Annotated in this window: 18 protein-coding genes and 1 tRNA gene; all 19 read right to left on the bottom strand. The window is 62.4% G+C overall.

Annotated features, from left to right (window positions below):
* Window positions 1–273: 273 nt before the first annotated feature.
* Entirely contained in the window at window positions 274–570 is a 297-nt protein-coding gene (locus GSH16_RS13085) for a 50S ribosomal protein L23 (RefSeq protein ID WP_160855832.1), read from the bottom strand.
* Window positions 567–1187: a 50S ribosomal protein L4 gene (gene rplD, locus GSH16_RS13080; protein ID WP_160855830.1), complete on the bottom strand. Its 621-nt coding sequence runs from the start codon at window positions 1185–1187 to the stop codon at window positions 567–569. Before rplD ends, GSH16_RS13085 begins: the two co-directional genes overlap by 4 nt.
* On the bottom strand, window positions 1184–1912 hold the full coding sequence (gene rplC, locus GSH16_RS13075; RefSeq protein WP_160855828.1) for a 50S ribosomal protein L3: 729 nt from the start codon (window positions 1910–1912) through the stop codon (window positions 1184–1186). Before rplC ends, rplD begins: the two co-directional genes overlap by 4 nt.
* A 12-nt stretch (window positions 1913–1924) precedes the next feature.
* Window positions 1925–2233 carry a 30S ribosomal protein S10 gene (gene rpsJ, locus GSH16_RS13070; RefSeq protein WP_160855826.1) on the bottom strand — a complete coding sequence of 103 codons (309 nt, stop codon included), beginning with the start codon at window positions 2231–2233 and terminating at the stop codon, window positions 1925–1927.
* Window positions 2234–2315: 82 nt separating this feature from the next.
* The gene (tuf, locus tag GSH16_RS13065; protein ID WP_160855824.1) at window positions 2316–3491 is read right to left on the bottom strand and encodes an elongation factor Tu; all 1176 of its coding nucleotides are present in this window, start codon (window positions 3489–3491) and stop codon (window positions 2316–2318) included.
* Window positions 3492–3537: 46 nt separating this feature from the next.
* Entirely contained in the window at window positions 3538–5655 is a 2118-nt protein-coding gene (fusA, locus tag GSH16_RS13060) for an elongation factor G (RefSeq protein WP_160855822.1), read from the bottom strand.
* Window positions 5656–5679: 24 nt separating this feature from the next.
* Complete coding sequence (gene rpsG / locus GSH16_RS13055; protein WP_160855820.1) at window positions 5680–6150, bottom strand: 30S ribosomal protein S7; 471 nt, start codon at window positions 6148–6150, stop codon at window positions 5680–5682.
* A gap of 12 nt (window positions 6151–6162) precedes the next feature.
* A complete protein-coding gene (rpsL, locus tag GSH16_RS13050) occupies window positions 6163–6534 on the bottom strand; it encodes a 30S ribosomal protein S12 (protein ID WP_160855818.1) in 372 nt (123 codons plus the stop codon).
* A 373-nt stretch (window positions 6535–6907) separates the two neighbouring features.
* Window positions 6908–7813 (bottom strand): DMT family transporter, encoded by a 906-nt coding sequence (locus tag GSH16_RS13045; RefSeq protein ID WP_160855816.1) that lies wholly within the window; start codon window positions 7811–7813, stop codon window positions 6908–6910.
* 160 nt (window positions 7814–7973) lie between these two features.
* Window positions 7974–12188: a DNA-directed RNA polymerase subunit beta' gene (rpoC, locus tag GSH16_RS13040; protein WP_160855814.1), complete on the bottom strand. Its 4215-nt coding sequence runs from the start codon at window positions 12186–12188 to the stop codon at window positions 7974–7976.
* Window positions 12189–12234: 46 nt separating this feature from the next.
* On the bottom strand, window positions 12235–16365 hold the full coding sequence (gene rpoB / locus GSH16_RS13035) for a DNA-directed RNA polymerase subunit beta (RefSeq protein WP_160855812.1): 4131 nt from the start codon (window positions 16363–16365) through the stop codon (window positions 12235–12237).
* Window positions 16366–16598: 233 nt separating this feature from the next.
* On the bottom strand, window positions 16599–16979 hold the full coding sequence (gene rplL, locus GSH16_RS13030; RefSeq protein WP_160855810.1) for a 50S ribosomal protein L7/L12: 381 nt from the start codon (window positions 16977–16979) through the stop codon (window positions 16599–16601).
* A gap of 81 nt (window positions 16980–17060) precedes the next feature.
* Window positions 17061–17573, bottom strand: coding sequence for a 50S ribosomal protein L10 (gene rplJ / locus GSH16_RS13025; RefSeq protein ID WP_160856228.1), 513 nt, complete (start codon window positions 17571–17573; stop codon window positions 17061–17063).
* 246 nt (window positions 17574–17819) lie between these two features.
* Window positions 17820–18518 (bottom strand): 50S ribosomal protein L1, encoded by a 699-nt coding sequence (rplA, locus tag GSH16_RS13020; protein WP_160855808.1) that lies wholly within the window; start codon window positions 18516–18518, stop codon window positions 17820–17822.
* Window positions 18519–18523: 5 nt separating this feature from the next.
* Complete coding sequence (gene rplK, locus GSH16_RS13015; RefSeq protein WP_160855806.1) at window positions 18524–18952, bottom strand: 50S ribosomal protein L11; 429 nt, start codon at window positions 18950–18952, stop codon at window positions 18524–18526.
* 104 nt (window positions 18953–19056) lie between these two features.
* Window positions 19057–19590 (bottom strand): transcription termination/antitermination protein NusG, encoded by a 534-nt coding sequence (gene nusG, locus GSH16_RS13010; protein WP_160855804.1) that lies wholly within the window; start codon window positions 19588–19590, stop codon window positions 19057–19059.
* 156 nt (window positions 19591–19746) lie between these two features.
* Window positions 19747–19944: a preprotein translocase subunit SecE gene (secE, locus tag GSH16_RS13005; RefSeq protein WP_160855802.1), complete on the bottom strand. Its 198-nt coding sequence runs from the start codon at window positions 19942–19944 to the stop codon at window positions 19747–19749.
* Between the two features lie 24 nt (window positions 19945–19968).
* Window positions 19969–20044 (bottom strand) — tRNA-Trp (locus GSH16_RS13000).
* A gap of 209 nt (window positions 20045–20253) precedes the next feature.
* Window positions 20254–21405: elongation factor Tu (tuf, locus tag GSH16_RS12995; RefSeq protein ID WP_160855800.1), on the bottom strand; the 1152-nt coding region annotated here is incomplete at its 5' end.

The raw sequence follows: 21405 nt of genomic DNA, 5'->3' as shown, positions 1-21405 counted from the left end.
TCGTTACCGGCTGGTCTACTCGATGTCCGGCAGTTTCCAGCTGCTTGCTGTCCGCTGGTTTCCGAGACCAGGACCACTCGGAGGGTGTGTACACTTTCGCCCTTGTTCACCGACAGGACGGTGACTGGCGAGCACGTGTCAAAGGAAGGAAACGGCCGCACCGCTGCCGCCTGCACCTTTTGCTCCCGAGGGGAAATCCAAAGAGACAGGCAAAAGAAAGCCCCCCGGGCCGGAACCCGGGAGGCGTTCAAAAGCATAAGACGAAGGCAGCGATCAGAGACCGGTGGTCACGTCGATCGTGTTGCCTTCTTCGAGCGTGACATAGGCTTTCTTCACGTCCTTGCGCTTGCCGAGGATGCCCCGGAACCGCTTGGTCTTGCCTTTGGTGACGGTGGTGTTGACCGCTTTCACCTTGACGTTGAAGAGGCTTTCGACAGCTTCCTTGATCTGCGGCTTGTTGGCGTCGATCGCCACTTCGAAGACCACGGCGCCATTTTCGGACGCCATCGTGGCTTTCTCGGTGATGATCGGCTTGCGGATCACGTCATAGAGTTCGGCTTTGGTGCTCATTTCAGGCGAGCCTCCAGTGCTTCGACGCCGGCCTTGGTGATGACCAGCTGGTCGCGGCGCAGGATGTCATAGACATTCGCACCGATGCTGGGCAGCACGTCGATACCGTCGATGTTGCGGGCAGCGCGGGCGAACGCTTCGTTCACTTCCGCACCGTCGATGACCAGAGCCTTGGTCCAGCCGAGCGCTTTCAGCGCCGTGGCCAGTTCCTTGGTCTTACCCTCTTTCAGTTCCGCTGCGTCGAGCACGATCAGCTCGCCTGCGGTCGCTTTCGCGGACAGGGCGTGCTTCAGACCGAGCGCCCGGAACTTCTTGGGCAGGTCATGCGCGTGGCTGCGCGGGGTCGGACCCTTGTAGATACCACCCTTGCGGAAGATCGGCGCATTCCGGTCCCCGTGGCGTGCGCCACCGGTGCCCTTCTGGCGGTAGATCTTCTTGGTCGAGTAGCTGGTCTCGGACCGCGTCTTGACCTTGTGGGTGCCCTGCTGGCGCTTGGCCAGCTGGTAGCGGACCACGCGGTGCAGAATGTCTGCACGCGGCTCCAGACCGAACACCTCGTCGGACAGTTCGATGGACCCGGCCTTCTTGCTGTCCAGCTTGATCACATCAGCTTTCATTCTTCCGCGCCTCCTTCGGGGGCTTCAGCAGCTGCCGCATCGGCCTGGGCTGCGGACCGCAGGGCGGCCGGCATCGGCAGGTCGGACGGGGCGGACTTCTTCACGGCATCCTTGATCGTGACCCAGCCACCCTTGGAGCCAGGAACGGCGCCTTTGACCATGATCAGGCCACGGTCGGCGTCGGTCTTGACGACCTGCAGGTTCTGCGTGGTCACGCGCACGGCGCCCATGTGACCGGCCATTTTCTTGCCCTTGAACACGCGGCCCGGATCCTGGCACTGACCAGTGGACCCGTGCGAACGGTGCGAGATCGACACACCGTGCGACGCGCGCAGACCGCCGAAATTGTGCCGCTTCATGGCACCGGCGAACCCTTTACCGATCGAGGTGCCGGCGATGTCGACGAACTGACCCTCGAGGTAATGGTCGGCCGTGATTTCCTCGCCCACCGCAATCAGATTGTCGGAGGAGACACGGAATTCGGCCAGCTTGCGCTTGGGCTCGACCTGTGCGGCGGCGAAGTGGCCGCGCATAGCTTTGCTCACACGTTTGGCCTTGGCAGCGCCTGCGCCGAGCTGAACGGCGGAATAGCCATCCTTCTCGTCGGTGCGTTGAGCCACGACCTGGACATTTTCCATCTGGAGGACGGTCACAGGAACCTGCTTACCGTCTTCCATGAACAGCCGGGTCATCCCCAGCTTTTTCGCGATTACTCCGGAACGCATCGTTCAGGCTCCTCAGAGTTTGATCTCGACGTCGACACCGGCGGCGAGGTCGAGCTTCATCAGCGCGTCCACGGTCTGGGGCGTCGGGTCGACGATATCGAGCAGACGCTTGTGCGTCCGGATTTCAAATTGCTCGCGGGACTTCTTGTCCACGTGGGGACCACGAAGAACCGTGAATTTCTCGATCTTGTTCGGCAGCGGGATCGGGCCGCGCACATTGGCGCCCGTCCGCTTGGCCGTGTTCACGATTTCCTGGGTGCTGGCGTCCAGAACCCGGTAATCGAAGGCCTTAAGCCGAATCCGAATGTTTTGACTCTGCATTGTATCGCCTCATGGCCTTGCAGGTTGCTGTCAACCGCGGTCCGGGCATCGCGCCCGGGACCGCGGAAACTCAGATCACCGATTACTCGATGATTTTGGAGACGACGCCGGCGCCGACGGTGCGGCCGCCTTCACGGATGGCGAAGCGGAGCTTCTCTTCCATCGCGATCGGAGCGATCAGCTCGACGTTGAACTTCAGGTTGTCGCCGGGCATCACCATCTCGGTGCCCTCGGGCAGCTGGACGGTGCCGGTGACATCCGTGGTCCGGAAGTAGAACTGCGGACGGTAGTTCGCGAAGAACGGCGTGTGACGGCCACCCTCTTCCTTGGTCAGGATGTAGGCTTCCGCCTCGAACTTCGTGTGCGGCTTCACCGAACCCGGCTTACACAGAACCTGGCCACGCTCGACGCCATCACGGTCGATGCCGCGCAGCAGGGCGCCCACATTGTCGCCCGCTTCACCGCGGTCGAGCAGCTTGCGGAACATCTCGACGCCCGTGCAGGTCGTCTTCTTGGTGTCGCGGATACCGACGATCTCGATTTCCTCGCCAACGTTCAGAACGCCACGCTCGATACGGCCGGTCACAACCGTGCCGCGGCCCGAGATCGAGAACACGTCCTCGATCGGCATCAGGAACGGCTGGTCAACCGGACGCTCGGGCGTCGGGATGTAGCTGTCCACAGCTTCCATCAGCTCGGCGATCTTCTTCGCACCGATTTCCTCGTCGCGATCTTCCAGAGCGGCCAGAGCCGAACCGGCGATGATCGGGATATCGTCGCCCGGGAACTCGTAGGAAGACAGCAGTTCGCGCACTTCCATTTCAACCAGTTCCAGAAGCTCCTCATCGTCGACCTGGTCGACCTTGTTGAGGAACACGACCAGCGCCGGCACACCGACCTGACGGGCCAGCAGGATGTGCTCGCGGGTCTGCGGCATCGGGCCGTCAGCCGCGTTCACAACCAGGATCGCGCCGTCCATCTGCGCCGCGCCGGTGATCATGTTCTTCACATAGTCGGCGTGGCCGGGGCAGTCGACGTGGGCATAGTGACGGTTCGGCGTCTCATACTCCACGTGGGCCGTCGAGATGGTGATCCCGCGGGCACGCTCTTCCGGTGCGCCGTCGATCTCGTCATAGGCCTTGAAGTCGCCGAACTGCTTCGTGATCGCAGCCGTCAGCGTCGTCTTCCCGTGGTCAACGTGACCGATCGTGCCAACGTTCACATGCGGCTTCGTGCGCTCAAACTTTTCCTTTGCCATAATGGCCTCCGTAAATGCTTGGTCAGTCGCCTGACCGGTTGTCAGATCAGGCGTATTTGGCCTGGATTTCCTCAGAGATGTTCGACGGTACGGGCTCGTAATGGTCGAACTGCATGGTGAACTGCGCGCGGCCCGAAGACATGGAGCGCAGGGTGTTGATGTAGCCGAACATGTTCGCCAGCGGCACGAAGGCCGTGATGGCGATCGCGTTGCCGCGCGTGTCCTGACCCTGAACCTGGCCCCGACGCGAGGTGAGGTCGCCGATGATGCCACCGGTATATTCCTCGGGCGTCACGACCTCGACCTTCATGATCGGCTCGAGCAGCTTGGCGCCGGCCTTCTTGAGGCCTTCGCGCATGCCGGCACGGGCAGCGATCTCGAACGCCAGCACGCTGGAGTCCACGTCATGGTAGGCACCGTCGATCAGCGCAACCTTGAAATCGATCACGGGGAAGCCGGCGAGCGGGCCGCTGTCCATGACGGACTGGATGCCCTTCTCGACGCCCGGGATATATTCCTTGGGCACGTTGCCGCCGACGATCCGGCTCTCGAAGGAATAGCCTTCGCCCGGCTCGGTCGGAGTGATGACCATCTTGATCCGCGCGAACTGACCCGAACCACCCGACTGTTTCTTGTGGGTGTAATCGACTTCAGCTTCGTGGCTGATGGTTTCACGGTAAGCCACCTGCGGCGCACCGATGTTGGCTTCGACCTTGAACTCGCGCTTCAGACGATCGACGAGAATGTCGAGGTGAAGTTCGCCCATGCCCTTCATGATGGTCTGACCGGACTCGAGGTCGGTCTCGACGCGGAAGGACGGATCCTCGGCGGCCAGACGGGCCAGACCGGCGGACATTTTTTCCTGGTCGTTCTTCGTCTTCGGCTCGACGGCGATCTCGATCACCGGATCGGGGAAGGTCATCGTCTCCAGCACGACCGGGCTCTGTGCGTCGCACAGCGTGTCACCGGTGGTCGTGTCTTTCAGACCGGCCAGCGCGATGATGTCGCCTGCAAATGCTTCCTCGATCTCCTCGCGGTTGTTCGAGTGCATCATCATCATACGACCGACGCGCTCTTTCTTGCCCTTGGTGGAGTTCAGGATCGAGTCGCCCTTCTTGATCACGCCGGAATAGATCCGGGTGAAGGTCAGCGAGCCCACGAACGGGTCGTTCATGATCTTGAACGCCAGACCCGAGAAGGGCTGGCTGTCGTCGGCCGAACGCGCGATGTCGCGGGTCTCGGTCTCGTCGCCCGGGGCAAAGCCCATGTAGGCTTCGACGTCGAGCGGCGTCGGAAGATAGTCGATGACGGCGTTGAGCAGCGGCTGCACACCCTTGTTCTTGAAGGCGGAGCCCGCAAGAACCGGCACGAAGGCCATGGACAGGGTGCCCTTGCGGATCAGTTTCCGCAGGGTTTCCACGTCCGGCTCGTTGCCTTCGAGATAGGCTTCCATCGCGTCATCGTCCTGCTCGACGGCAGCTTCGATCAGCTCGGCGCGCAGCTCTTCGGCCTTGTCCTTCAGGTCCGCACGGACGTCCTGACGGGTCCAGGTCGCACCAAGGTCTTCGCCCTTCCAGGTCCACTCTTCCATGGTCACCAGGTCGACGATGCCTTCAAGCTCGTTCTCGGCCCCGATCGGGATCTGGATCGGCACGGCGTTGGCGCCGGTGCGGTCCTTGATCATCGCGACGCAGTTGTAGAAGTCGGCGCCGATCTTATCCATCTTGTTGACGAACACGATGCGCGGAACCTTGTACCGGTCGGCCTGACGCCACACGGTCTCGGTCTGCGGCTCGACACCGGCGTTGGCGTCGAGGACGCACACAGCGCCGTCGAGCACGGCCAGCGAACGCTCGACTTCGATGGTGAAGTCAACGTGGCCGGGAGTGTCGATGATGTTGAACCGGTGCTTTTCGGTCTGCGCGGACTGGCCGTCCTCGGTGCGCTCCCAGAACGTGGTGGTCGCGGCGGAGGTGATGGTGATACCACGCTCCTGCTCCTGCTCCATCCAGTCCATGGTGGCGGCGCCGTCATGGACTTCGCCGATCTTGTGAGACTTACCGGTGTAGTAAAGGATCCGCTCGGTGCAGGTGGTCTTACCCGCATCGATATGGGCCATGATCCCGAAGTTCCGGTATTTTGAGAGAGGATAATCGCGAGCCATTGTTCTCGTCCTAGGTCCTGAAAGTTACCAGCGGTAATGGCTGAAAGCGCGGTTCGCTTCGGCCATCTTGTGGGTGTCTTCACGCTTCTTGACGGCCGAGCCGCGCGTGTTGACAGCATCCAGAAGTTCGCCGGCAAGACGCTCTTCCATGGTGTTTTCGTTGCGGCCGCGGGAGGCGGTGATCAGCCAGCGGATCGCCAGGGCTTCACGACGCTCGGGGCGCACTTCAACCGGCACCTGGTAGGTCGCACCACCAACGCGGCGGGAGCGGACTTCCACGGACGGCTTGATGTTTTCCAGCGCCTCGTGGAACGCTTCGACCGGCTCGCGCTTGAGCTTCGACTCAACGCGGTCCAGGGCACCGTAGACGATGGATTCGGCAACAGATTTCTTGCCGTCATACATCAGGTTGTTCATGAATTTGGTGAGAACGCGGTCACCGTATTTGGCGTCCGGCAGGACTTCTCGTTTTTCGGCGCGATGGCGACGGGACATTGCAGTCTCTCCTTACTTCGGACGCTTGGCGCCGTATTTCGAACGACGCTGACGGCGATCTTTGACACCCTGGGTATCCAGCACACCGCGCAGGATGTGATACCGGACACCCGGAAGGTCTTTCACACGGCCGCCGCGGATCAGGACAACGGAGTGTTCCTGAAGGTTGTGCGACTCGCCCGGGATATAGGAAATCACCTCGAAGCCATTGGTCAGGCGCACCTTGGCAACCTTACGCATGGCCGAGTTCGGCTTTTTCGGTGTGGTGGTGTAGACGCGCGTGCAAACGCCACGCTTCTGCGGGCAACCCTGCAGGTGCATGGACTTCTGGCGCTTTACTTTCGGCTGCCGCGGCTTGCGGATCAGCTGTTGGATCGTTGGCATTCGGACAACCCCGTTCAACCAGTTTCAAACTCGACAGCACCCCGCACCAAAAATGCAGAACGCCAAATGAGCCGCGGTCGGATCCCGTTGGGGTCCGGCGCGGCGAAATTCCAGAGGACTGAGGGCCGGGCCCTGAGTCGTGACCGCCAATTTGTGGCTATCTGGGCATGGGGAGCTACCCCTTCCCGAGCGCGCGGAACCTAGGCTTCCCTCAGCAGATTGTCAACAACCGTTTCGATTGCAGCCCCTGCCGGCCGGAAATGGCCCAAATCCCACAAATATTGGCCCGAAATCCCGCTTCCGCAGGCCCCGGACCCTTGGGGACGCTAGTTGCCCGAGTCGCGCTCCGGGCACAAGCAGAATCGTCCTTCACCTAGCGGGACGCAACCGAAGGACGGGCGCCGAACCGTGCGCGCCGCGCAGCCGACTGTTCGCGGTAGAAGGTGAAGATCCCCGTTGCGACCACAATGGCACTGCCGGCCCATGTCCATGCATCGGGCCATTCGTTGAAGAGCAGGAGCCCCAGCCCGATGGCCCAGACCAGCGCGGTGTAGCGGAAGGGCGAGACGAAGGCCACATCCCCCACCCGCATCGCAAGGATGATGAAGATATAGCCCGCAATCAGGAACAGTGCCGCCAGCACCAATGGCCCGACCGACCAGAGCGTCAGGTCCGGCAGCGGCGTGCCGACCGACATCACGCCGCCCAGCGCCGTGACCGCGAGCGAGGCGAGAAGCGCGACCGACAGGCTCGGCACATCGGGCGACAATTTGCGGGTCGCCATGTCGCGCAGGACGATGAAGGCGACGGCCACCAGCGCCAGCACGGCATAGATGTTGAACCCCTCCGATCCCGGACGGACGATCAGCATCACGCCGGCGAACCCGATCAGGATGGCCGACCAGCGCCGCCAGCCGACCTTCTCGCCCAGAAAAAGCGCCGCCGCGAATGTCACGGCAAGCGGGAGCGATTGCAGGATCGCGGAAATATTGGCGAGCGGCATATGCATGAGCGCGGTCAGAAAACAGACGGTGGTGGCGGCTTCCGCGAAAGTGCGGAGCGCGACGAAGGGCCGGTCGCCGCGGCTGAAGCGGAAGGTGAGCGCACCCTGTGACCAGGCCAGCGCCGCGATCAGGACCGAGGCCAGAATGCCGCGCAGAAAAATGGCGGTGAACAGCGGCAGCTCGGCGGTTGCGAGCTTCATCATCGCATCGTTCAGCGTGAAGGCCGCCATCGAGATCGCCATGAAGAGCGCGCCGCGCAGATTGTCGCTGTCCATTGCCGGCCTCCCTGCCCTGCCTTTTCACTGGTCCCGGGCTGGGCCCGTCTCCGCCCCTTCGCACGGGCGGGCGGTCGCGTCCAGACCGCAGATCGGGCGTGCGGGCAAAAGAAAACCCGGCGCGGTGGCCGGGTTTTCAGAGTTCATATCAGGGCGACGATCATTCGCCGGCAGGCGCTGCATCCTCACCCGCCGGAACATCGGCGGCTTCGAGGGCCACGGCGGCCTCGGCTTCCGAGCGGCGCTGCTCGATGATCTTGGCATCGCGGGACTGGGCGACGCGCTTGACGTCGTGGGTCGCGCCACCGGTCCCGGCCGGGATGAGCCGGCCGACGATGACGTTCTCCTTCAGCCCGATCAGGCGATCGCGCTTGCCCTGGGTCGCGGCTTCGGTCAGCACCCGCGTCGTCTCCTGGAAGGAGGCGGCGGAGATGAAGGACCGGGTCTGCAGCGACGCCTTGGTGATGCCGAGCAGGATCGGACCGCCCTTGGCCGGTTCGCGGCCGGCGGCAATCGCCTTCTCGTTGGCTTCGTCGAACTCGGACTTGTCCACCTGTTCGCCCTTCAGAAGCGTGGTGCCACCGGATTCGGAGACCTCCCACTTCTGCAGCATCTGGCGCACGATCACTTCAATATGCTTGTCGTTGATCTTCACGCCCTGCAGACGATAGACGTCCTGAACCTCGTCGATCAGGTAATCGGCCAGCGCCTCGACACCGAGGATCTGAAGGATGTCATGGGGGGCGGGATTGCCGTCCATGATGTACTCACCCTTCTGGATGAAGTCGCCTTCCTGAACCGGGATATGCTTGCCCTTGGGCACCATATATTCCACGGCCTCCAGCGACTCGTCCGCCGGTTCGATCGCGATGCGGCGCTTGTTCTTGTAGTCCTTGCCGAAACGGACATAGCCGTCGATCTCCGCGATGATCGCGTGATCCTTCGGACGACGGGCCTCGAACAGTTCGGCCACACGCGGCAGACCACCGGTGATGTCCTTGGTCTTGGCGCCTTCGCGCGGGATACGTGCAAGCACGTCGCCGGCCTTGATCTTCTGGCCATCCTCGACCGAGAGAATCGCGTCCACCGACATGGCGTGCACTTCCGGGTTGCCGTTGGCCAGCCGCACCGGTTCCCCGGTCTCGGGGTCCATCACGATGATCTCGGGCTTCAGGTCGTTGCCTTTCGGCGCAGACCGCCAGTCCGACACGATCTTCTGGCTGATGCCGGTCGCATCGTCGGTCTCTTCGCGGACGGAGACGCCCGCGGTCAGATCGACGAATTTCACCACACCATCCTGCTCGGCGATGATCGGCAGCGTGTACGGGTCCCACTCGAAGAGCTTCGCCCCGCGATCGACGGTCTCGCCGTCTTTCACGTGGACCTTGGATCCGTAGCCGATCTTGTAGGAGCCAAGCTCGACATCGCCTTCGCCCAGGATCACGATCTCCATGTTCCGGCCCATCGCGATCTGCTCGCCCGCGGCATTTTCCAGCACGTTCGGGTTGCGCAACTCGATGCGACCGGCAGCGGCGCTTTCCTGGAAGGACTGCGAACCACCCTGCGCGATCCCGCCGATATGGAAGGTCCGCATGGTCAGCTGCGTGCCCGGTTCCCCGATCGACTGCGCGGCGATGATGCCGACAGCCTCGCCCGGGTTTACACGGGTGCCGCGTGCAAGGTCGCGCCCGTAACACTGGGCACAGATCCCGTCCTCGGCCTCACAGGTGAGCGGCGAGCGCATCTGCATCGACGGCACACCGGCGGCCTCGACCGCATCGGCGAGACGTTCGTCGATCAGTTCGCCTTCCTTGACGATCACCTCGTCGGTGCCCGGCTTCAGCACATCCTCGGCCGCGACACGGCCCAGAATACGCTCGGACAGCGAGGAGACGATTTCCCCGTCATTGACCGCGGCGCGCGCGGTGATCGAGCGGTCGGTGCCGCAATCGTCGATCTTGACGATGCAGTCCTGCGCCACGTCGACCAGACGGCGGGTCAGGTAACCCGAGTTGGCGGTCTTCAGGGCGGTATCGGCCAGACCCTTACGGGCGCCGTGGGTCGAGTTGAAATACTCGAGCACGGTCAGGCCTTCCTTGAAGTTCGAGATGATCGGCGTCTCGATGATCTCGCCGTTCGGCTTGGCCATCAGGCCGCGCATCCCGCCCAGCTGCTTCATCTGGGCCGGGGACCCACGGGCCCCGGAATGGGACATCATGTAGACCGAGTTCGGCTCCAGCTCCGCGCCGGCATCGTCCCGGCGCATGGCCGAGATTTCGCCCATCATCGCATCCGCGACGACATCGGAACATTTCGACCAGGCATCGACGACCTTGTTGTATTTCTCACCCTGGGTGATGAGGCCGTCCATATACTGCTGTTCGAATTCCTTGACCTGTTCGCGGGTCTCGTTGACCAGCGTCCATTTGGATTCCGGAATGACCATGTCGTCCTTGCCGAAGGAGATCCCGGCCTTGAACGCCTCGGTGAAGCCGAGCGTCATGATCTGGTCGCAGAAAATGACCGATTCCTTCTGGCCGCAATGGCGGTAGACGGTGTCGATGACCTCGCCCACTTCCTTCTTGCGCAGCAGACGGTTCACGATCTCGAACGGCGCCTTGTGGTTCTTGGGCAGAAGCGCACCGAGGCGCAGGCGGCCCGGCGTGGTTTCCACACGTTCCCAGTAGCTGTTGCCTTCGGCGTCGATCTGTTCGATCCGCGCCGTGACCTTGGCGTGCAGATGCACATGGCCGGCGACCAGCGCGTGATCCACCTCCTCCATCGAGCTGAAGGCCATGCCTTCGCCCTTCATCCCGTCGCGGGCGAGCGAGATATAATAGAGGCCGAGGATCATATCCTGCGACGGCACGATGATCGGCTTGCCGTTGGCCGGCGACAGCACGTTGTTCGTGGACATCATCAGCACACGCGCCTCAAGCTGCGCTTCGAGCGACAGCGGCACGTGAACGGCCATCTGGTCACCGTCGAAGTCGGCGTTGAAGGCCGAACAGACGAGCGGGTGCAGCTGAATGGCCTTGCCTTCGATCAGCACGGGCTCGAACGCCTGAATGCCGAGACGGTGCAGCGTCGGCGCACGGTTGAGCATGACCGGATGTTCGCGGATCACCTCGTCGAGGATGTCCCACACTTCCGGACGCTCTTTTTCCACCAGTTTCTTGGCCTGCTTGACCGTCGAGGACAGACCCTTGGCTTCCAGCCGCGAGTAGATGAACGGCTTGAACAGCTCCAGCGCCATCTTCTTGGGCAGGCCGCACTGGTGCAGCTTCAGTTCCGGGCCGGTCACGATGACCGAACGGCCGGAGAAGTCGACGCGCTTGCCGAGCAGGTTCTGGCGGAACCGGCCCTGCTTGCCTTTCAGCATGTCGCTGAGCGATTTCAGCGGGCGCTTGTTGGCGCCGGTGATCACGCGGCCGCGACGGCCATTGTCAAACAGTGCATCGACCGATTCCTGCAGCATCCGCTTCTCGTTGCGGATGATGATGTCGGGCGCGCGCAGCTCGATCAGCCGCTTGAGGCGGTTGTTGCGGTTGATGACGCGGCGATACAGATCGTTGAGATCCGAGGTCGCGAACCGGCCGCCGTCCAGCGGGACGAGCGGACGCAGTTCCGGCGGGATCACCGGAATGACAGTCAGAACCATCCACTCGGGACGGTTGCCGCTTTCGCGGAAGCTCTCGACCAGCTTCAGCCGCTTGATGATCTTCTTGGGCTTCAGCTCGCCGGTGGCTTCGGCCAGATCGGCCCGCAGCTGCTCGGCTTCGGCATCAAGGTCGATCGCCGCGAGCATCTCGCGGATCGCCTCGGCCCCGATGCCGGCGCGGAATGCGTCATCACCGAACTGGTCCTGCGCGTCGAGATACTCTTCCTCGGTCAGCAGCTGGCCATGGGTCAGGTCGGTCAGACCCGGCTCCACCACAACATACTGTTCGAAATAGAGAATCCGCTCCAGATCGCGCAGCGTCATGTCCAGCATCAGGCCGATGCGGCTCGGCAGCGACTTGAGGAACCAGATATGCGCGACGGGCGCGGCCAGTTCGATATGGCCCATCCGCTCGCGGCGGACCTTCTGCAGCGTGACTTCCACGCCGCATTTCTCGCAGGTGACGCCGCGATACTTCATCCGCTTGTACTTGCCGCACAGACATTCGTAATCCTTGATCGGACCGAAGATGCGCGCGCAGAACAGGCCGTCACGCTCGGGCTTGAACGTGCGGTAGTTGATGGTTTCGGGCTTCTTGATCTCACCGAACGACCAGCTCAGGATCCGCTCCGGCGAGGCCAGGGAAATCCTGATCTCATCGAAGGTCTTGAGCGGCTGGACGGGATTGAACGGGTTCGTGATTTCCTGGTTCATGTGATGATCCTAATCTCCGTTGGAAGGGTAAGGGCGCGGGGCGCCCTCACTCCGTCTCCGCATCCAGCAACTCGACATTCAGGCCGAGCGAGCGGATTTCTTTCACGAGGACGTTGAACGATTCGGGCACACCGGCCTCGAAATTGTCCTCGCCCTTGACGATGCTCTCGTAGACCTTGGTCCGGCCCGCCACGTCGTCCGACTTGACGGTGAGCATTTCCTGCAGCGTGTAGGCCGCGCCGTAGGCTTCGAGCGCCCAGACTTCCATTTCCCCGAAACGCTGGCCGCCGAACTGCGCCTTCCCGCCCAGCGGCTGCTGGGTGACCAGGCTGTAGGGGCCGGTCGAACGGGCGTGGATCTTGTCGTCCACGAGATGGTGCAGTTTCAGGATGTATTTCACACCCACGGTCACCGGACGCGAGAACTGGTCGCCGGTGCGGCCGTCATAGAGCACCGACTGGCCGGACTCGTCGAGGCCGGCGCGCGCCAGCGCATCGTTGACGTCCACTTCCTTGGCGCCGTCGAAGACCGGGGTCGCGATCGGGACACCGGCGGTGACGTTGGACGCCGCCTCCAGGAACCCGTCCTGATCCATGCCTTCGAGAACCTCGGAATAGAGCTCGTCGCCATAGGCGATCTTCATCGCATCCTGCACGGGCGTCATGTCGCCGGAACGCTGATATTCCTTCAGCGCCTCGTCGATCGACCGGCCCAGGTTGCGGGCGGCCCAGCCCATATGGGTTTCGAGAATCTGGCCCACGTTCATGCGCGACGGCACGCCGAGCGGGTTGAGAACCACGTCGACCGGGGTCCCGTCCGCCAGGAACGGCATGTCTTCCTCGGGCACCACCTTGGAGATGACACCCTTGTTGCCGTGACGGCCGGCCATCTTGTCGCCCGGCTGCAGCTTGCGCTTCACGGCGATGAAGACCTTGACCATCTTCATGACGCCCGGCGGCAGGTCGTCGCCGCGGCGCACCTTCTCCACCTTGTCTTCGAAGCGGGCATCGAGCGCCTTCTTCTGCACGTCATACTGGGCGTGCAGGGCCTCGACCTGAGCGGCATCGGCCTCGTCCGAGAGGGCGAGCTGCCACCACTGGCCGCGGCTCAGCGCCTCGAGCAGATCCTCGGTGATCTCCGACTTGGCCTTGACGCCTTTCGGACCTTTCACCGCGACCTTGCCGAGGATCAGCGATTTCAGACGCGCATAGATGTTGCGGTCGAGGATCGCCATCTCGTCGTCCCGGTCACGGGCCAGACGTTCGATTTCCTCGCGCTCGATCTGCAGCGCACGCTCGTCCTTGTCGACGCCGTGGCGGTTGAAGACGCGCACCTCGACAACGGTCCCGAAATCGCCCGGCGGCAGGCGCAGCGACGTGTCACGCACGTCGGACGCTTTCTCACCGAAGATGGCGCGCAGGAGTTTCTCCTCCGGCGTCATCGGGCTTTCGCCCTTGGGCGTGATCTTGCCGACCAGAATGTCCGACGGGCCGACCTCGGCACCGATATAGACGATCCCGGCCTCGTCGAGGTTGCGCAGCGCTTCCTCGCCGACATTGGGGATGTCGCGGGTGATTTCCTCGGGCCCGAGCTTGGTGTCGCGGGCGGCCACTTCGAACTCCTCGATATGGATCGAGGTGAAGACGTCATCCTTCACGATCCGTTCGGAGATCAGGATGGAATCCTCGTAGTTGTAGCCGTTCCACGGCATGAAGGCGACGAGCACGTTCTTGCCGAGCGCCAGTTCACCCAGATCGGTCGAGGGACCGTCCGCGATGACCTCGCCCTTGTGGACCGTGTCACCCACCTTCACCAGCGGGCGCTGGTTGATGCAGGTGTTCTGGTTCGAGCGCTGGAACTTGCGCAGACGGTAGATGTCCACGCCCGGATCGCCCGGCTCCAGATCTTCGGTCGCACGCACGACGACGCGCATCGCATCGACCTGGTCGATGATTCCGGCCCGGCGCGCGGTGATCGCGGCGCCCGAATCGCGGGCCACGACTTCCTCGATGCCGGTGCCGACATAGGGCGCCTCGGCTTTCACGAGCGGCACGGCCTGCCGCTGCATGTTCGACCCCATCAGCGCGCGGTTGGCGTCATCGTTTTCCAGGAACGGAATGAGCGACGCAGCAACGGATACAAGCTGTTTCGGCGACACGTCGATCAGGTCGACCGCTTCCGCCGGGTTCAGCATGTATTCGCCCGACTTGCGGGTCGAGACGAGATCGTTGGTGAACTTGCCCTTCTCGTCGAGCGACGCGTTGGCCTGCGCCACAGTGTGACGCATTTCCTCAGTCGCCGACATATAGACCACTTCGTCGGTCACCGCACCGTCATGCACCTTGCGATAGGGCGTCTCGATGAAGCCGTACTTGTTCACCCGCGCGAAGGTGGCGAGCGAGTTGATGAGACCGATGTTCGGACCTTCGGGCGTTTCGATCGGACACATGCGGCCATAATGGGTCGGATGCACGTCGCGCACCTCGAAGCCCGCACGTTCGCGCGTCAGACCGCCCGGCCCAAGCGCCGAGAGGCGCCGCTTGTGGGTCACTTCCGACAGCGGGTTGGTCTGGTCCATGAACTGGCTGAGCTGCGAGGAGCCGAAGAATTCGCGCACCGCGGCAGCCGCCGGTTTGGCGTTGATCAGGTCCTGCGGCATGACCGTGTCGATCTCGACCGAGGACATGCGCTCCTTGATCGCGCGTTCCATGCGCAGCAGGCCAACGCGATACTGGTTTTCCATCAGTTCGCCGACCGACCGCACGCGGCGGTTGCCGAGATGGTCGATATCGTCGATTTCGCCGCGGCCGTCACGCAGGCCGACGAGCGCCTTGACCACGGCCACGATATCCTCGCGGCGCAGGGTGCGCATCGTGTCCGGCGCGTCGAGCGCAAGACGCATGTTCATCTTCACCCGGCCCACGGCGGACAGGTCGTAGCGGTCGGCGTCGAAGAAGAGCGAATCGAACATGGTCGACGCGGCTTCCACCGTCGGCGGCTCGCCCGGACGCATGACACGGTAGATGTCCAGAAGCGCGGTGTCGCGGTTCAGGTTCTTGTCCACCGCCATGGTGTTGCGGATGTAGGGGCCTACATTGACATTGTCGATGTCGAGCGTCGGAACCAGCTTCACGCCATTGTCGATCAGGGTATTGAGCGACCCGCCGGTGACATTGCCGTCCTTGTCGGTTTCCCAGGTCAGCTCGTCGCCGGCCTCAACCCAGATCTCGCCGGTTTCCTCGTTGATGATGTCCTTCGCGGCAAAACGGCCGATGATGGCATCGAAAGGCACCAGAATGTCGGGCACATTGCCGCTGTCGAGCAGCTGCTTGACGGTGCGCGGGGTCACCTTCTTGCCGGCTTCGGCAATCACTTCACCGGTTTTCGCGTTGACGATGTCCATTGCGGGCTTGGTGCCGCGCACGCGCTCGGGGAAGAACTTGGTCACCCAGCCCTTCTTAGTCATCTTGTAGTCGACCGTATCGTAATAGGCGTCGCAGATGCCTTCCTGGTCGAGACCCAGCGCATAGAGCAGGGTTGTCACCGGCAGTTTGCGGCGGCGGTCGATACGGGCAAAGACAATGTCCTTCGCGTCGAACTCGAAATCGAGCCAGGAACCGCGATAGGGAATGATGCGGGACGCGAACAGGAGCTTGCCCGAGGAATGGGTCTTGCCCTTGTCATGGTCGAAGAACACGCCGGGGCTGCGGTGCATCTGGCTGACGATGACGCGCTCGGTGCCGTTGACGATGAAGGTGCCGTTCTCGGTCATGAGCGGCATGTCGCCCATGAAGACATCCTGTTCCTTGATGTCCTTCACCGAGCGTGCGCCGGTATCCTCGTCGACCTCGAACACGATCAGGCGCAGGGTGACCTTCAGCGGGGCACTGTAGGTCATGTCGCGCTGCTGGCATTCCTCGACATCGTATTTCGGGGCTTCCAGTTCGTATTTGACGAACTCGAGAACCGAGGTTTCATTGAAGTCCTTGATCGGGAAAACCGACTGGAACACACCCTGGAGGCCCTCGCCATCCATCGGCATGCCCTGGTCGCCGGATTCCAGAAACAGGTCGTAAGAGCTTTTCTGAACCTCGATCAGGTTCGGCATCTTCGCGACTTCGCGAATCTTGCCGTAAAATTTCCGAATACGTTTGTGACCGGAATGCGTCTGAGCCATGCTCGTCCTTACCTTTGCTTGACGTTCACGCAGCCGGCGGGAACGGCTGCGGAAACTCCGCCTGGTGGGGGCCCAATTCTTGAACGATGTCCCAAACCGCTCACCCGGGCCAGACCGCGCCTTTCACGATGTCCTTGTCGAAGGGCACCCTGAGAGACGCAAAAGTGCCGGACCCGCTTAGATGCGGGTCCAGCCAGTGTTTTTCAAGTCCGCCGGCCAGAGGCCGGAGCGGATTACTTGAGCTCGACCTTGGCGCCAGCCTCTTCGAGCTTCTTCTTGATCTCTTCGGCTTCGGCTTTGGCCGCAGCTTCCTTGACGGCTTTGCCGCCAGCTTCGACGAGATCCTTGGCTTCCTTGAGGCCCAGGCCGGTGATGGCGCGGACTTCTTTGATGACGTTGATTTTCTTGTCACCAGCGTCGACCAGGATGACGTCGAACTCGTCTTTTTCCTCAGCAGCGGCGCCAGCGTCGCCACCAGCCGGGCCAGCCATCATGACGGCGCCACCGGCAGCCGGCTCGATGCCGTACTCGTCTTTGAGGATGGTTTTCAGTTCAGCGGCTTCGAGAAGGGTCAGACCGACGATCTCTTCTGCCAGTTTTTTCAGATCAGCCATTTTTCAGTTCCGTATATTACAGTGTGTTCCAGTGCAGGTGCGGTCTTCGACCAGCACCGGCCCTTTGGATTGCAGTCAGCTTCAAGCCGCCTTTTCCTCGATCGTCGACAGAATGCCGGCGATGTTGGAAGCGGGCGCGCCAATCGCACCGGCCAGGTTGGATGCCGGTGCCCCCAGCAGACCCACGATGTCAGCAATAAGCTCTTCGCGGGACGGCATGGCGGCAACGGATTTGACCCCGGCCAGGTCGAGAGCGGTTCCACCCATGGCACCCCCAAGGATCACGAGTTTCTCGTTTTCCTTGGAATAGGTGTTCACGACTTTCGCCGCGACCACCGGGTCTTCCGAATAGGCAAGAACCGTCATGCCCTCGAGCAGGCCAGCAATGGATTCGCTGGGCGTGCCATCAAGGGCGATTTTGGCGAGCTTGTTTTTGGCGACGCGGACCGACCCACCTGCTTCACGCATGCGGGTACGGAAGTCCGACATTTCTGCAACCGTAAGGCCGGCGTAGTGTGCAACCACGACGACACCAGAGTCCGTAAAGATCTGGCCGAGTTCCTCGACCACACTTTCTTTTTCGGCTCTATCCACAGTTTCGCTCCAAATCATGGAGAGCGGATCGCTCCACCCTCCGGCTCAATTTCGCCGGGTTGCCCCGACGTCTCGGGTCCTTACGGGTCCCGCCAAAACCGCCCGAGGCACTGCCCCGGCTGATCTTGTTTGGTCCCCGTCTCAGGCAGGATATTAAGGCGTCAGCCCCCCACCATCTCGGACGGAAGATCCGGCACATCTGCACCGGATCCCATTCACCCCCGGGCCGAAACCCGGGGGCATCTCTTACTCGGCGACCGCGTTGGCGATGTCGACCGAGACACCCGGCCCCATGGTGGAGCTGAGCGCGATTTTCTTCACGTAGGCACCTTTGGCGCCCGACGGCTTGGCTTTGTTGACCGCACCGACGAAGGCTTTCACGTTCTCGACGAGCTTGGCTTCGTCGAAGGATGCCTTGCCGACGCCAGCGTGCACGACGCCGGCTTTCTCGGCCTTGAACTGGACCTCGCCACCCTTGGCGGCTTCGACGGCGGCCTTCACGTCCATCGTCACCGTGCCGACCTTCGGGTTCGGCATCAGGTTGCGCGGGCCGAGCACTTTGCCCAGACGGCCGACGATCGGCATCATGTCCGGGGTCGCGATGCAACGGTCGAACTCGATGGTGCCGCCCTGGACGGTTTCCATCAGATCTTCTGCGCCAACGATATCCGCACCGGCTTCCTTGGCCTCATCGGCTTTCGGGCCGCGGGCGAATACGGCGACGCGCACGGTCTTGCCGGTGCCGTTCGGCAGGCTGACCACACCGCGGACCATCTGGTCTGCGTGGCGCGGATCGACGCCGAGGTTCATCGCGATCTCGACGGTCTCGTCGAATTTCGCGTTCGCGTTCGACTTGACGAGCGCGACAGCCTCTTCGACGGTCAGGTTCGCTTTGCCTTCAAAGGCGTCGCGGGCGGCAGCGGTACGTTTCCCAAGTTTGGCCATCTCGCTTACCCTTTCACTTCGATGCCCATCGACCGGGCGGAGCCCAGGATGATCTGCATCGCGCCGTCAACGTCATTGGCGTTGAGGTCTTTCATTTTCAGCTCGGCGATCTCGCGGACCTGCTTGACCGACACCGACCCGACCGTTTCACGGCCCGGCTTGTTCGCAGCCGATTTCAGCTTTGCAGCCTTCTTCAGCAGGTAGGATGCCGGCGGGGTCTTGATGTCCATCGTGAACGATTTGTCCACGTAGTAGGTGATGATCGTCGGGCAGGGTGCGCCGGGCTCCATCTCCTGCGTGCGCGCGTTGAACGCCTTGCAGAATTCCATGATGTTGATGCCGCGCTGACCGAGCGCCGGACCAACCGGCGGGGACGGGTTCGCTTTGCCTGCGGGCACCTGAAGCTTCAGGGTCCCGGCAACTTTCTTGGCCATGGTGGCCTCCTTTGTTTCCGGTCCTCGGGGCGCGCCCCTCGGACTTCCATTGGTGTGGTCCGGTCCGGCCGACGCGTCGGCCTCGCCTCCCACATAAGGTCACGTCAGCTCTGCTTGGAGACCTGCGTGAATTCCAGTTCGACCGGGGTGGCCCGGCCAAAAATCGATACGGTCACCTTCAGGCGGGCATTTTCCTCGTCCACGCCCTCGACCATGCCCGAGAACCCCTCGAACGGGCCGTCGGTGACATTGACCTGCTCGCCCACATCGAAAGTGATGAGCGAACGCGGCTTCTCCATGCCTTCCTCGACCTGGTTCAGCAGCACCGCAACCTCGCTGTCGCGCAGCGGGGTCGGCCGCCCCTGCGGTCCGAGGAACCCGGTCACGCGGTTGGTGCCGTTCACCAGATGGTAGGCGCGGTCGGTCATGTCCATCTTCACCAGGATATAACCCGGCATGAAGCGGCGTTCGACCTGCACCTTCTTGCCCTTGCGGACCTCGATCACTTCCTCGGTCGGAACGAGAACATCCTCGATCTCGTCCTCCAGGCCGTTCTGCGCCGCCGCTTCCTTGATCGATTCGGCTACTTTTTTCTCGAAGTTCGAGAGGACGTGGACCGAATACCAGCGTTTCGCCATTGTGCCTGTTACCTCAGGTTTTCCGGCTTCCGCCGCAAAGTGTTTATCTTTCAAGCCGTTAACGCCGAAGCCCAAAATAGCAACGAGCGCACCACCGAATCGAAGTGCGCCCTGTTCAGCGTAGACGTGCCCCTCTAAGCCTTTTTCCGCCCGGGATCAAGAGGCGGAGGACAGGATCACTTCCAGGCCGAACCGGATCGTCAGGTCGACGAGGAAGAAAAACGTGGCCGTGATCGTCGCCATGATGAAGACCATCACCGAGGTCAGCGCGGTCTCGCGCTGAGTCGGCCAGGTGATCTTCGAGGTCTCGGCCCGCACTTGCTGGATGAACTGCAGCGGGTTGGTCTTGGCCATCATCTGCTCCTAAATCTCTCGCACTGGCAGGGGTTGGGGGACTCGAACCCACGACCTACGGTTTTGGAGACCGTCGCTCTACCAACTGAGCTAAACCCCTAAGGCCGGTGCGTGGGCTGTCAGATACGGCCTTTCGGGCGGGGATGCAAGACCAGTTGATCGCGGAATTGCCGCCTTGGCACCGGCCCGTATCAGAGGGACCGAAAAACGGATCCCGAAAACGGAAAAGGGCCCCGCAGATCGCGGAGCCCTTTCCCTGTCTTTTGGCACCGCCCGCCCCGATCCGGGGCGGCGGTAGCCCATCACCGATTACTCGATGATTTTGGAGACGACGCCGGCGCCGACGGTGCGGCCGCCTTCACGGATGGCGAAGCGGAGCTTCTCTTCCATCGCGATCGGAGCGATCAGCTCGACGTTGAACTTCAGGTTGTCGCCGGGCATCACCATCTCGGTGCCCTCGGGCAGCTGGACGGTGCCGGTGACATCCGTGGTCCGGAAGTAGAACTGCGGACGGTAGTTCGCGAAGAACGGCGTGTGACGGCCACCCTCTTCCTTGGTCAGGATGTAGGCTTCCGCCTCGAACTTCGTGTGCGGCTTCACCGAACCCGGCTTACACAGAACCTGGCCACGCTCGACGCCATCACGGTCGATGCCGCGCAGCAGGGCGCCCACATTGTCGCCCGCTTCACCGCGGTCGAGCAGCTTGCGGAACATCTCGACGCCCGTGCAGGTCGTCTTCTTGGTGTCGCGGATACCGACGATCTCGATTTCCTCGCCAACGTTCAGAACGCCACGCTCGATACGGCCGGTCACAACCGTGCCGCGGCCCGAGATCGAGAACACGTCCTCGATCGGCATCAGGAACGGCTGGTCAACCGGACGCTCGGGCGTCGGGATGTAGCTGTCCACAGCTTCCATCAGCTCGGCGATCTTCTTCGCACCGATTTCCTCGTCGCGATCTTCCAGAGCGGCCAGAGCCGAACCGGCGATGATCGGGATATCGTCGCCCGGGAACTCGTAGGAAGACAGCAGTTCGCGCACTTCCATTTCAACCAGTTCCAGAAGCTCCTCATCGTCGACCTGGTCGACCTTGTTGAGGAACACGACCAGCGCCGGCACACCGACCTGACGGGCCAGCAGGATGTGCTCGCGGGTCTGCGGCATCGGGCCGTCAGCCGCGTTCACAACCAGGATCGCGCCGTCCATCTGCGCCGCGCCGGTGATCATGTTCTTCACATAGTCGGCGTGGCCGGGGCAGTCGACGTGGGCATAGTGACGGTTCGGCGTCTCATACTCCACGTGGGCCGTCGAGATGGTGATCCCGCGGGCACGCTCTTCCGGTGCGCCGTCGATCTCGTCATAGGCCTTGAAGTCGCCGAACTGCTTCGTGATCGCAGCCGTCAGCGTCGTCTTCCCGTGGTCAACGTGACCGATCGTGCCAACGTTCACATGCGGCTTCGT

The sequence above is a fragment of the Oceanomicrobium pacificus genome (assembly GCF_009833495.1).
Lineage (GTDB): Bacteria > Pseudomonadota > Alphaproteobacteria > Rhodobacterales > Rhodobacteraceae > Oceanomicrobium > Oceanomicrobium pacificus.
This window is presented reverse-complemented; position numbering and strand designations above follow the sequence as displayed.